Raw genomic sequence first — 12,242 nt, forward strand, 5'->3', positions numbered from 1 at the left:
ACGCCGGGGACGGTAGTGAGACGGGGTGACGGCGAGAAGACCCGACGGGGGCGCCGCGGTGAACGTCCAAGAGGACGTGACGGGAGTCCAAGCGGTTTCCGGCCGTCGTCCGGCCGGGCGCGAGCCTGCTACAGGTAGGAGAGCCCCCTCAGCGCCCGCTCGGTGTCCTCGCACCACGTCCGGTACGAGGGGAGCCGCGCGAGTACCGCGAGATCCGTCCGCCGTACGAGCAGTTCGGCGGAGTCGCGCAGCACCTCGGCCCCCTCGGGCCCGGTCAGCCTCTTCCAGACCTGCTTGGGATCCAGCTTGGTCTTCCCGCCCTTGAACGTCACCCGCCCCTCGACGGCGGACGGCTTCCCGTACGGGTAGTCGGCGAGCGGCCCGACCACGGATTCGAGCGCGGTGCGGTCCGCCAGCATCCAGGACTCGGTCTCCAGCACCGGGACCAGGGGGACGGAGACACCCGCGCGCGGGGCGAGCGCGCGGCGCGTGTCCAGCTCGGCGACGAGCTTGAGCCGGGCGTCGAGCGCGTCCTGGTCGCCGTGGACGAAGACGATGTCGCAGTCGCGGGCCAGCTCGGCGGCCGCGTCGAGGACGCGCTCGGGCTTGTCGTTGGACCGAACGTCCGACACCTCGCAGCGGAGCACGTCGATCGTCCGGGAACCATGCTCCAGGACCATCGCGTCGAGCTGCCGCTTGACCAGGTTCCGCAGATACGGACCGTCGCTGCCTTCGACCAGCAGCCCCGGCAGCAACGTCCTCATTCCCCACCCCTGTTCAGCCTGCGCAGCAGCCGCTCCACCTGCTCCGGCGAGACCGTCTCGCCGGGCTCCCGGTCCGGGTCGAAGGCCCGCAGCGGGCGGGCGACCGTCGTACGGGAGACCGTTCCGTCCTCGGAGTCGACACGGTCCGCCTGTTCCAGGAAGACCAGGCTGCCGGAGAGGTCCTCGCGCAGGGCGGCGAGCAGGGCCGGGGAGTGGGTGGTGGCGACGAGCTGCCGGTACACGGACGCGTCCGGGGCGACCCCGGTCCCGCGCCGCAACCTCCGGACGAGGTCCGCGACGTGGTCGGGGTTCATCCCGTTCTCGATCTCCTCGACGCACAGGGTTCCCGCCCACAGCGGGTCCTGCGCGGCGGCGAGGAGGCCGATCATGCGGAGGGTGCCGTCCGACAGCGCGGGGGCCGAGATCCACCCCGTGTGGGTGAAGGCGACCTCGAAGTCGATCTCCTCCCGCCGCTCGTCGAAAACGGTCCGCACGTCCTCGACCCCGTCGACGAGCGCGGCGAGGTCGGCGACGAACCGCCGCCACGAGACGGGCCGCCCCTCGACGCGCTGGAGAACCTCCGCGAGGTTGCGGCCGTCCGGAGTGAGGCGTCCGCCGACGAAGGCGGGGGTGGGCTGCCGCAGGGCGGCCGGTTCCAGGACGAAGGGGGGCCAGGAGGCGCACTCCCGGGCAGCGAGCGTGCGGAGTTCCACCTCGGGCTCGCCGAAGAGCTCCTCCGCGCCCTCCTCCCGGGCGGCGGCCTCCTCGTCGGGAGTGAGGGGCGCTCCGAGGGGCCCGTGGAACGGCACGTACTCCCCATGGGCAGCCACGAACTCCTTCCGCGCCCGCCGGACGGCCTTCCGGTCCTCGTCCGTGAGCCCGACCCGGCCCAGCCAGCCGTCGTCCTTCAGGCTGCTGACCCACACCCCACTCCCCCGCGCGGCGGCGACCCGGTGCGAGGCGGCGCGGGCCACGCGCAGCCGGACGCGGATCGGCAGCGGCCCGTACCGCGAGGCGGCCAGGGCGCCCACCGTGATCGTCAGCTCCCGGGCGGGTTCCCCCGCTCCCTTGTGGAAGAACCGGGCCGGGGCCAGCCGGGGGTCCGAGCGGACCGTCTCCTCGAAGCCGCGGTCCGCGGTCCCGGCGACGAGCCGGAGGGCATCGAACAGGTTCGACTTCCCCGCCCCGTTCGCACCCAGCATGATCAGCGTCGGCGGCACGTCGAGGCTGAAGTGGCGGAACGACTTGAACCCGTCGATCCGGATCTGGGTGATCATCCTGGGCTCTGCTCCTCGGGTCTCCGTACGGCGTACGAACTCTCACCCTAGCGCCGGTGACCTCCCCGGAGGCGCGAGCGGCCCCGCACCGGAACTCCGGTGCGGGGCCGCCGCCGTACGCGTACGAGAAGGGGATCAGCCCTCGCCGACGCCCAGCCGCTCCAGGATCAGGTCCTTGACCTTCGCCGCGTCCGCCTGGCCACGGGTGGCCTTCATGACCGCGCCGACCAGGGCGCCGACCGCCGCGACCTTGCCGCCGCGGATCTTGTCCGCGATGGCCGCGTTGCCCGCGATGGCCTCGTCGACCGCCGTGCCGAGCGCGCCGTCGTCGGAGACGACCTTCAGACCGCGCTTCTCGACGACCTCGTCCGGGGTGCCCTCGCCGGCGAGGACGCCCTCGATGACCTGACGGGCCAGCTTGTCGTTGAGGTCGCCGGAGGCGACCAGGGCGGAGACCCGGGCCACGTCCGCCGGCGTGATCGCCAGCTCCTCCAGGGAGACGCCCTGCTCGTTGGAGCTGCGGGCGAGCTCGCCCATCCACCACTTGCGGGCCGAGGCCGCGTCAGCGCCCGCCTCGATGGTGGCGACGATCGCGTCGACCGCGCCCGCGTTGAGGATGGACTGCATGTCCAGCTCGGACACGCCCCACTCCTCGCGCAGCCGGTTGCGGCGCACCCGGGGCAGCTCGGGCAGCGTGCCCCGAAGCTCCTCCACCCAGGCGCGGGCCGGGGCGACGGGGACGAGGTCGGGCTCCGGGAAGTACCGGTAGTCCTCGGCGTTGTCCTTGATGCGGCCGGAGGTGGTGGAGCCGTCGTCCTCGTGGAAGTGACGGGTCTCCTGCACGATCGTGCCGCCGGAGGACAGCACCGCGGCGTGGCGCTGGATCTCGAACCGGGCCGCGCGCTCCACCGAACGGAGCGAGTTGACGTTCTTCGTCTCCGAGCGGGTGCCGAACTTCTCGGTGCCGTGCGGGCGCAGCGACAGGTTCACGTCGCAGCGCATCTGGCCCTTGTCCATGCGTGCCTCGGAGACGTCGAGGGCGCGGATCAGCTCGCGCAGCTCGGCGACGTACGCCTTGGCGACCTCGGGGGCCCGCTCGCCCGCGCCCTCGATGGGCTTGGTGACGATCTCGATGAGCGGGATGCCGGCCCGGTTGTAGTCGAGCAGCGAGTGCGAGGCGCCGTGGATGCGGCCGGTGGCGCCGCCGACGTGCAGCGACTTGCCGGTGTCCTCCTCCATGTGGGCGCGCTCGATCTCCACGCGGAAGATCTCGCCGTCCTCCAGCTGGACGTCCAGGTAGCCGTTGAAGGCGATCGGCTCGTCGTACTGGGAGGTCTGGAAGTTCTTCGGCATGTCCGGATAGAAGTAGTTCTTCCGGGCGAAGCGGCACCACTCGGCGATCTCGCAGTGCAGCGCGAGGCCGATCTTGATGGCGGACTCGACGCCGATCGCGTTGACCACCGGCAGCGAGCCGGGCAGGCCGAGGCAGGTCGGGCAGGTCTGCGAGTTCGGCTCCGCGCCCAGCTCGGTCGAGCAGCCGCAGAACATCTTCGTCTTGGTGCCGAGCTCGACATGGACCTCCAGGCCCATGACGGGGTCGTACTCGGCGAGCGCCGCTTCGTACGACAGCAGTTCAGTGACAGTCACGGTGAGACTTTCCCTCTCAGCCCAGCAGGACGTCGTCGTCGCCCAGGCGCTTGAGCTCCCGGTAGAGGATCGCCAGGCCGGTAACGATGGCGGCGGCGGACACGGCGGAGTCGATCAGCCGCAGCATGTCGTTGTCGCTGCGGGCCAGCTTGGCCTGCTTCGCGACGCTGACGGCACCGAACGCGGTGGTCGCCAGCGAGACGTAGACGCCGGTCTTGGACTTCTTGAAGTTCTTGGCCTTCTTTGCCATGGCACTCACAGCGACGGAGCCTCCTCAAGCAGCGGGTGCCCCCACTTTTCCACGAAGGCGGCCTCGACGGCGGCGCCGACCTTGTACAGCCGGTCGTCCTTCATGGCGGGAGCGATGATCTGCAGGCCGACCGGCAGACCGTCCTCGGGCGCCAGGCCGCACGGGAGCGACATGGCGGCGTTGCCGGCCAGGTTGGTCGGGATGGTGCACAGGTCCGCGAGGTACATGGCCATCGGGTCGTCGGCGCGCTCGCCGATCGGGAAGGCGGTGGTGGGGGTCGTCGGGGAGACGATCACGTCCACCTCCTCGAAGGCCTTCTCGAACTCGCGGGTGATGAGGGTACGGACCTTCTGGGCCGATCCGTAGTACGCGTCGTAGTAGCCGGAGCTCAGCGCGTACGTACCCAGGATGATGCGGCGCTTGACCTCGTCGCCGAAGCCGGCCTCACGGGTGAGGGCGGTGACGTCCTCGGCCGAACGGGTGCCGTCGTCGCCGACCCGCAGGCCGTAGCGCATGGCGTCGAAGCGGGCCAGGTTCGAGGAGCACTCGGACGGCGCGATCAGGTAGTACGCCGAAAGGGCGAGGTCGAAGGTCGGGCAGTCCAGCTCGACGATCTCGGCACCCAGCTCCTTGAGGAGCTCGACGGACTCGTCGAAGCGCTGCACGACACCGGCCTGGTAGCCCTCGCCGCGGAACTGCTTGACGACGCCGACGCGCATGCCGGCGACCGAGCCGTTGCGGGCGGCCTCGACGACCTGCGGGACCGGCGCGTCGATGGAGGTCGAGTCGAGCGGGTCGTGCCCGGCGATCGCCTCGTGGAGGAGGGCCGCGTCCAGGACCGTACGGGCGCAGGGGCCGCCCTGGTCGAGGGAGGAGGAGAAGGCCACCATGCCATAGCGGGAGACGCCGCCGTAGGTCGGCTTGACGCCGACGGTGCCGGTGACGGCGGCGGGCTGGCGGATGGAACCGCCGGTGTCCGTGCCGATGGCGAGGGGCGCCTCGTACGCGGCGAGGGCGGCGGACGAGCCACCGCCGGAGCCGCCGGGGATCCGGGTCAGGTCCCAGGGGTTGCCGGTCGGACCGTACGCGCTGTTCTCCGTCGAGGAGCCCATGGCGAACTCGTCCATGTTGGTCTTGCCGAGGATGACGACGTCGGCGGCCTTCAGGTTCTTGACCAGGGTCGCGTCGTACGGCGGGATCCAGCCCTCCAGGATCTTCGAACCCACGGTGGTCGGCATGCCGGCCGTGGTGAAGATGTCCTTGAGCGCGAGCGGCACACCGGCGAGCGGGCCGAGCTTCTCGCCCCGGGCGCGCTTCTCGTCCACGGCACGGGCCTGGGCGAGCGCGCCCTCACGGTCGACGTGCAGGAAGGCGTGGACCTTCTCGTCGACGGCCTCGATGCGGGCGAGGTGGGCCTCGGTGACCTCGACGGCGGTCAGCTCGCCGGCGGCGATCTTCCCGGCGATCTCGGCCGCGGTGAGCTTGATGATGATGTTGTCCGTCATGACTGTTAGTCCTCCCCCAGGATCTGCGGCACCTTGAAACGCTGCTGCTCCTGGGCCGGGGCGCCGGAGAGCGCCTGCTCGGGGGTGAGCGACGGACGGACCTCGTCCGCGCGCATGACGTTCGTCAGCGGCAGCGGGTGGGAGGTCGGCGGTACGTCTTGGTCGGCGACCTCGGAGACGCGGGCGACCGCGCCGATGATGTCGTCGAGCTGGCCGGCGAAGTGGTCGAGTTCTTCGCCCTTCAGCTCCAGACGCGCCAGCCGTGCGAGGTGGGCGACCTCCTCGCGCGTGATGCCAGGCATGCGGATCCTCACGGGGTGAGCTTGATGGTGTGGGCCCATCCTATGGGGCCGGTGACGCTGCCCGTGAAACGGTTTGCCCGCCGCCCCGGCGCGAGGCGGACACCCCCTACGGAACGACCTGGCCCGAGGGCTGGTCCAGCTCGACCTGGGCGGCGATGTCGGCGGGGCGGCGCCAGCCGTGCTCGCCCCGCGCCAGCAGCCAGGCGGTGGCCTCGCCGGGCGGCATCGCGGCGGCCACCAGCCAGCCCTGGACGGCGTCGCAGCCCAGGTCGCGCAGGCGCTCCCAGGTCTCGTCGTCCTCCACGCCCTCGGCGACGACGAGGAGGCCGAGCGAGTGGGCGAGGTCGACGGTGCAGCGGACGATCTCGGCGTCCTCGGTGTCGACGGCCAGCCGGGCGACGAAGGAGCGGTCGATCTTCAGTTCGCTGACGGGGAGCCGGCGCAGATGGACGAGGGAGGAGTAGCCGGTGCCGAAGTCGTCGAGCGACATCTTGACGCCGTGGCCGGTGAGGCCGTTGAGCGTGTCGGCGGCCCGCTGGGGGTCCTCCAGGAGCACGTGCTCCGTTATCTCCAGCTGGAGCGCGCCGGCCGGGACGCCGTGGCGGGCGAGCCGGGCGGCGACGGCGCCCGCGAAGCCGGGGGTGTGGACGTCGCGCGGCGAGACGTTGACCGCGACCGGGACGTTCAGGCCCTGGGCACGCCAGCGGGCGACCTGGGCGAGGGCGGTCTCCAGGACGTACTCGGTGAGGTGCGGCATCAGGCCGGAGGATTCGGCGATGGCGATGAACTCGTCCGGGGGAACCTTGCCGCGCTCGGGGTGGACCCAGCGGACGAGGGCCTCCAGACCGGCGACCTGGCCGTCGAACTGGACCTTGGGCTGATAGTGGAGTTCGACCTCGCCGGCGTCGAGGGCGCGGCGCAGGTCGCCGAGGAGGCCGAGCCGGTCGGGCGTGTTGGAGTCGCGCTTGGACTCGTAGACCTCGACGCCGGTGCGGTCCCGCTTGGCCTGGTACATGGCGACGTCGGCGCGGCGCAGGAGGCCCTCGGCGTCGAGGGCGTGGTCGGGGAAGACGGCGACGCCGGCGCTGGCCTCCAGGACGAGGGTGAGTCCGTCGAGGTCGAGCGGGGAGGAGAGTTCCGCGACGAGGTGGCGGGCGACCCGCTGGGCGCTGGTGGTGGAGTCGGCGGTGGGCAGCAGGACGGCGAACTCGTCGCCGCCGAGGCGGGCGGCCTCGGCGCCGCGGGGCAGGGCGAGGCGGAGCCGCTCGGCGATCTGGAGCAGCAGCCGGTCGCCCGCGAGGTGGCCGAGGGTGTCGTTGACCGACCGGAAGCGGTCGAGGTCGATCAGGACGAGGGCGGCGCGGGCCCCTTCGCCCTCGGCCTCCTCCAGGGCGGTCCAGGCCCGCTCCAGGAGCCACTGGCGGTTGGGGAGGCCGGTGAGCGGGTCGCGCAGCTGCTCCTCGGCGCGGGCGCGGGCGATCCACAGGGTGGAGTCGAGGGCGATGAGGGGGACGGCGAAGAGCGGCAGCAGGACGGGCCGGGTGGCGGCGACGACGCAGATCAGCGGGGCGATGCCGAGCAGGGCGACGGCGACGAGGCCCTGCCTCAGGAGGGCGGTGCGGGCGACGGTGGGCAGTCCGCGGCCCTGGGGGGCGAGCGTGTACCACAGGAGCAGCCGGGTCACCACGAGGTAGGTGGCGGCGGCGAGGACGACTTCCGGAAGGTCCCCGATCGTCCAGTCGAGGGGCTGCCAGGGCTGTTCGACCGTGGGTACGTCTCCGAAGAGCGCGAGGACGAGGGCTGCGGCGGCGACCCCGAGGACGTCGGCGGCGCCGTGCAGCAGGCCCTGCCGCCAGCGGTGCCGGCGGGCGGCGCCGACCAGGGCGACGACGGTCATCGAGACGAGTCCGGCGGGCACCCAGCCGTACAGGAGGAGGACGGCGAGGGTGAGGGCGGCGCCGGAGCCGGTGCCGCCCCACCAGCGGTCGCGGCCGAGGGCGACCAGGTGGCCGACGATGAGGCCGGTGAGGACGGCGAGGGACCAGCCGGTGGCCCCGTCGGGGAAGAGTCGCCGGCCGCCGCCCAGGGCTTGCTGGAGCCCGACGACGAGCACGACGGCGGCGATGCCCACCACGGCTGCGGGCAGCCGTGAGGTGGAGCCCAGGAGGACCACACGGCCGTCCGGCCGTGGGACCGGGGCGGCGCTCTCGGTCGGTTCCATTCCCGTCCCTCTCACAGGCGGCGGTGCCGTCGGTGTGCCATGGGCCGCGTGCCCGCGGCCGTCCGTCGTGCGGCCGCTGTCGGACGGCCGTTACACGTGCCACGGGGGCCGATGTCCTGACGCCACGACCGGTGAGGCCCTCGCGCGGCGGTGCAGGACGAGACGCACGGTCACCACAGTAGGCCGCCGAGGGCCCCGACGGGCAGCGCTCTCCTTCTCTTGCCCGAATGCGACCCGGCCACCCGTAACGATCTGGTATGCGCCGAACGGGTGACCCGCGCGGGGGCGGTGACGGGCCCTCGGGGAGTCGCCGCCGGGCCCTCGCGGCGCCGTCGCGAGGGCCCGGCGGAGGCTACTCCGCGACGGGGACGGCGGCCTCCCGAGCGGCTTCGGGACCCTGTTCGAGCAGGATCGCGAAGCCGTCCTCGTTCAGAACCGGAACTTTGAGCTGCATCGCTTTGTCGTACTTCGAACCAGGGTTTTCACCGACGACGACGAAGGCGGTCTTCTTCGAAACGGAACCGGCCACCTTCGCTCCGAGGCTCTGGAGGGACTCTTTTGCGCCATCCCTGGTGAACTTCTCCAGGGTGCCGGTCACCACGACCGTGAGGCCTTCGAGCGGCCGCGGCCCCTGGTCCTCCCCGGCGCCCTCGTCCTCCAGACTGACCCCGGCCGCGCGCCACTTGCGCACGATCTCGCGGTGCCACTCCTCGGCGAACCACTGCTTCACCGCGGTCGCGATGATCCCGCCGACGCCGTCGACGGCCGCCAGCTCCTCCTCGCTCGCCTGCTCGATCCGCTCCAGGGAGCGGAACTCGCGGGCCAGCGCCTCGGCCGCGACCGGCCCCACGTGCCGGATGGAGAGCCCGTTGATGAAGCGGGCCAGCGGGCGCGCCTTCGCGGCCGCGATGTTCTCCAGCATCGCCAGGGCGTTCTTCTTCGGTTCGCCCTTCTGGTTGGCGAAGACGGTGACGATCTTCTCCTCGCCGGTCTTCGGGTCCCGCCGGGGCAGCCCGCTGTCCGGGTCGAGGACGTACGCCTTGATCGGCAGCAGCTGCTCGATGGTCAGGTCGAAGAGGTCGCCCTCGTCCGCCAGCGGCGGCTCGGCCGGCTCCAGAGGGCGGGTCAGCGCCGCCGCGGCCACCGCGCCGAAGTTCTCGATGTCCAGGCACTGACGCCCAGCCAGGAAGAAGAGCCGCTCGCGCAGCTGGGCCGGGCAGGTCCGGGCGTTCGGGCAGCGGAGGTCGATGTCGCCCTCCTTCATCGCCTTCAGCGGCGTCCCGCACTCCGGGCACTCGGCGGGCATCACGAACTCCCGCTCGCTGCCGTCCCGCAGGTCGGCGACCGGCCCGAGGATCTCCGGGATGACGTCGCCGGCCTTGCGCAGCACGACGGTGTCGCCGATCAGCACGCCCTTGGCCTTCACCACCTCCTGGTTGTGGAGGGTGGCGAACTCGACCTCGGACCCGGCCACGGTCACCGGCTCCACCTGCGCGTACGGGGTCACGCGGCCGGTCCTGCCGACGCCGACCTTGATGTCGATCAGCTTGGTGTTGACCTCCTCCGGCGCGTACTTCCAGGCGATCGCCCAGCGCGGGGCGCGCGCGGTGGAGCCGAGCCGGCCCTGGAGCGGGATCTCGTCGAGCTTGACGACGACCCCGTCGATCTCGTGCTCCACGGAGTGCCGGTTCTCACCGAAGTACGCGATGAACTCCCGTACGCCGTCGAGCGAGTCGACCACCTTGTTGTGCCGGGCGGTGGGCAGGCCCCACTCGCGCAGCAGCTCGTACGCGTGGGAGAGGCAGTCGATGTCGAAGCCCTCGCGGGCGCCGATGCCGTGCACCACCATGTGGAGCGGGCGGGAGGCGGTGACCTTCGGGTCCTTCTGGCGGAGCGAACCCGCCGCCGCGTTGCGCGGGTTGGCGAAGGGCTTGTCACCGGCCTCCACCAGACGGGCGTTGAGCCCCTGGAAGGCCTCCATGGGGAAGTAGACCTCGCCGCGGATCTCCACCAGGTCCGGGATCCGCTCGCCGTGCAGCCGCTCCGGGATGTCGGCGATCGTCCGCACGTTGGGCGTGATGTCCTCGCCGGTGCGGCCGTCGCCGCGGGTCGCGGCCCGGGTCAGCCGCCCGTGCTCGTACGTCAGGTTGACCGCGAGGCCGTCGACCTTGAGCTCGCACAGGTAGTGGAAGTCGGGGGTGCCGACGTCCCGCCCGACCCGCTCGGCCCAGGTGGCCAGCTCCTCGTCGTCGAAGGCGTTGTCCAGGGAGAGCATGCGCTCGCGGTGCTCCACCGCGGTGAAGTCGGTCTCGTACTGCCCCGCGACCTTCTGGGTCGGCGAGTCCGGCGTGCGCAGCTCCGGGTACTCCTCCTCCAGCGCCTCCAGGGCGCGCAGGAGCCGGTCGAACTCGCCGTCGCTGACGACCGGCTGGTCCTTCACGTAGTACCGGAAGCGGTGCTCCTCGACCCGCTCGGCCAGGTCGGCGTGCTTCTCCCGTGCCTCGGCGGGCAGGGCCCCCTGTTCGACTGCCACCTTCGTCCGTCCTCCCGTGCCTCTGAACCCGGTCACTCTGGGTTGTCCGCGAGCGATCTCGCCGCCCGGGCGCAGTGGGCGAGCGCCGCCCGGGCGTAGGCGGGCGAAGCACCCGCGAGCCCGCACGTGGGAGTGACCACCACGGACTCGGCGAGAGTCCCCGGATTCAGCCCCAGCCTGCGCCACAGCGTCCTGACACCCATGACGCTACCGCCCGGGTCCGACAACGGGGCGTCGGTGGACGCCACCACACCGGCGAAGAGCTTGGTCCCGGCCTCCACGGCCTCGCCGATCGACTCCTCGTCACGCTCGGTGAGCAGACCGAAGTCGAACGAGATCCCCTCGACGCCCGCCCTGCGCAGCAGCGCGAACGGGACGTCGGGGGCGCAGGAGTGGACGACGACCGGCCCGTCGTGGACCGCGGCCACCTCCCGGAGGGCGCTCTCCACGACCTGCCGGTCGACGGCCCGGTAGGTGCGGTAGCCGCTCGCGGTACGGACGTGGCCGCGCAGGACGGCGGTGAGCGAGGGCTCGTCGAGCTGGAGGACGACCCGGGCTCCCGGGATCCGCCTGCGCAGCTCGGCGAGGTGGTCACGGAGCCCCTCGGAAAGCGAGCCGACCAGGTCCCGGCGGGCGCCGGCGTCCCCGAGGGCAGCCTCCCCGCCGCGCAGTTCCAGGGCGGCGGCGAGCGTCAACGGGCCCACGGCCTGCACCTTGAGCGCGCCCTCGTACCCCTGGGTGAACTCCTCCAGGGCGTCCAGGTCCTCGCCCATCCAGGCGCGGGCCCGCCTGGTGTCCCGGCCCGGCCGGTCGCTGATCCGCCAGCCGCTCGGCTCCACGTGCGCGTACAGGTCGACGAGCATCCCGAGGGTCCGGCCGATCATGTCGGCGCCGGGGCCCCGGGCGGGCAGCTCCGCGAGGAACGGGAAGTCCTCGAAGGACCCGGTGACGGTCTTCGCCGCCTCCCGTGCGTCACCGCCGGGCAGGGACCCGACGCCGGTGGCGGCGGCCCAGGGGAATTCGTTGCTCTCGCTCATGTCAGCGCCCCGGACGGACGGTGAGGTCGTTGATCTCCGCGTCGCGCGGCAGGTCGATCGCGGTGAGGATCGCCGTCGCGACCGACTCGGGGTCGATCCACCGCGACGCGTCGTACTCCTTGCCCTCCTGTGCGTGGACCTTCGCCTGCATGGGGCTCGCCGTGCGGCCCGGGTAGACCGAGGTGACCCGCACACCGTTGGCGTGCTCCTCGTGGCGCAGGGCGTCGGCGAGTGCCTTGAGACCGTGCTTGGAGGCGGCGTACGCGCCCCACTCGGCGTGCGCGTTGAGTCCGGCGCCCGAGTTCACGAAGACGACGTGCCCCTGGGAGACCCGCAGTTGGGGCAGGAGGTGCCGGGTCAGCTCGGCGGGGGCGACCAGGTTGACGTTGAGCTGGTGGTGCCAGGTCTTCGGGGTGAGGTCCCCGATCGGCCCGAGGTCGACGACGCCCGCGATGTGCAGCAGGCTGTCCACCTGCCCGGGCATGGTCTGGTGCGAGAACGCCCAGGAGAGCCGGTCCGGGTCGGCGAGGTCCCCGACGAGCGTCCGGGCGCCGGGGAACTGCCCGGCGAGCTCCTTCGCCCGCCCCGCGTCGCGCGCGTGCAGCACGAGTTCGTCCCCGCGCGCGTGGAGGCGGCGCGCGACGGCCGCGCCGATGCCGGAACCGGCCCCGGTGATCACATGTGTAGCCATGGGCACCATGCTCGC

The 12,242-nt window shown here is 72.3% G+C and carries 10 protein-coding genes; all 10 read right to left on the reverse strand.

Annotated features, from left to right (window positions below; all coding sequences use genetic code 11):
- Positions 1 to 128: 128 nt before the first annotated feature.
- Positions 129 to 764 carry a hypothetical protein gene (locus ACRRSS_RS28305; protein WP_435973889.1) on the reverse strand — a complete coding sequence of 212 codons (636 nt, stop codon included), beginning with the start codon at positions 762 to 764 and terminating at the stop codon, positions 129 to 131.
- Positions 761 to 2,041, reverse strand: a complete 1,281-nt coding sequence (locus ACRRSS_RS28310; RefSeq protein ID WP_435973890.1) for an AAA family ATPase — start codon at positions 2,039 to 2,041, stop codon at positions 761 to 763. The genes ACRRSS_RS28305 and ACRRSS_RS28310 overlap by 4 nt, the downstream gene beginning before the upstream one ends.
- 135 nt (positions 2,042 to 2,176) lie before the next feature.
- The gene (gene gatB / locus ACRRSS_RS28315; RefSeq protein ID WP_435973891.1) at positions 2,177 to 3,688 is read right to left on the reverse strand and encodes an Asp-tRNA(Asn)/Glu-tRNA(Gln) amidotransferase subunit GatB; all 1,512 of its coding nucleotides are present in this window, start codon (positions 3,686 to 3,688) and stop codon (positions 2,177 to 2,179) included.
- A 16-nt stretch (positions 3,689 to 3,704) separates the two neighbouring features.
- A complete protein-coding gene (locus ACRRSS_RS28320; RefSeq protein ID WP_355969791.1) occupies positions 3,705 to 3,938 on the reverse strand; it encodes a hypothetical protein in 234 nt (77 codons plus the stop codon).
- A 5-nt stretch (positions 3,939 to 3,943) separates the two neighbouring features.
- Entirely contained in the window at positions 3,944 to 5,443 is a 1,500-nt protein-coding gene (gene gatA, locus ACRRSS_RS28325; protein WP_351895897.1) for an Asp-tRNA(Asn)/Glu-tRNA(Gln) amidotransferase subunit GatA, read from the reverse strand.
- A gap of 5 nt (positions 5,444 to 5,448) precedes the next feature.
- Positions 5,449 to 5,745 carry an Asp-tRNA(Asn)/Glu-tRNA(Gln) amidotransferase subunit GatC gene (gatC, locus tag ACRRSS_RS28330; protein ID WP_015036350.1) on the reverse strand — a complete coding sequence of 99 codons (297 nt, stop codon included), beginning with the start codon at positions 5,743 to 5,745 and terminating at the stop codon, positions 5,449 to 5,451.
- 106 nt (positions 5,746 to 5,851) lie between these two features.
- The gene (locus tag ACRRSS_RS28335) at positions 5,852 to 7,966 is read right to left on the reverse strand and encodes a putative bifunctional diguanylate cyclase/phosphodiesterase (protein ID WP_435973892.1); all 2,115 of its coding nucleotides are present in this window, start codon (positions 7,964 to 7,966) and stop codon (positions 5,852 to 5,854) included.
- 352 nt (positions 7,967 to 8,318) lie between these two features.
- Positions 8,319 to 10,499, reverse strand: coding sequence for an NAD-dependent DNA ligase LigA (ligA, locus tag ACRRSS_RS28340; RefSeq protein WP_435973893.1), 2,181 nt, complete (start codon positions 10,497 to 10,499; stop codon positions 8,319 to 8,321).
- 32 nt (positions 10,500 to 10,531) lie between these two features.
- Complete coding sequence (locus tag ACRRSS_RS28345) at positions 10,532 to 11,536, reverse strand: methionine synthase (protein WP_435973894.1); 1,005 nt, start codon at positions 11,534 to 11,536, stop codon at positions 10,532 to 10,534.
- A gap of 1 nt (position 11,537) precedes the next feature.
- A complete protein-coding gene (locus ACRRSS_RS28350; RefSeq protein ID WP_435973895.1) occupies positions 11,538 to 12,236 on the reverse strand; it encodes an SDR family oxidoreductase in 699 nt (232 codons plus the stop codon).
- Positions 12,237 to 12,242: the final 6 nt, after the last annotated feature.

This window comes from Streptomyces sp. Qhu_M48, from assembly GCF_051305195.1.
Classification (GTDB): domain Bacteria; phylum Actinomycetota; class Actinomycetes; order Streptomycetales; family Streptomycetaceae; genus Streptomyces.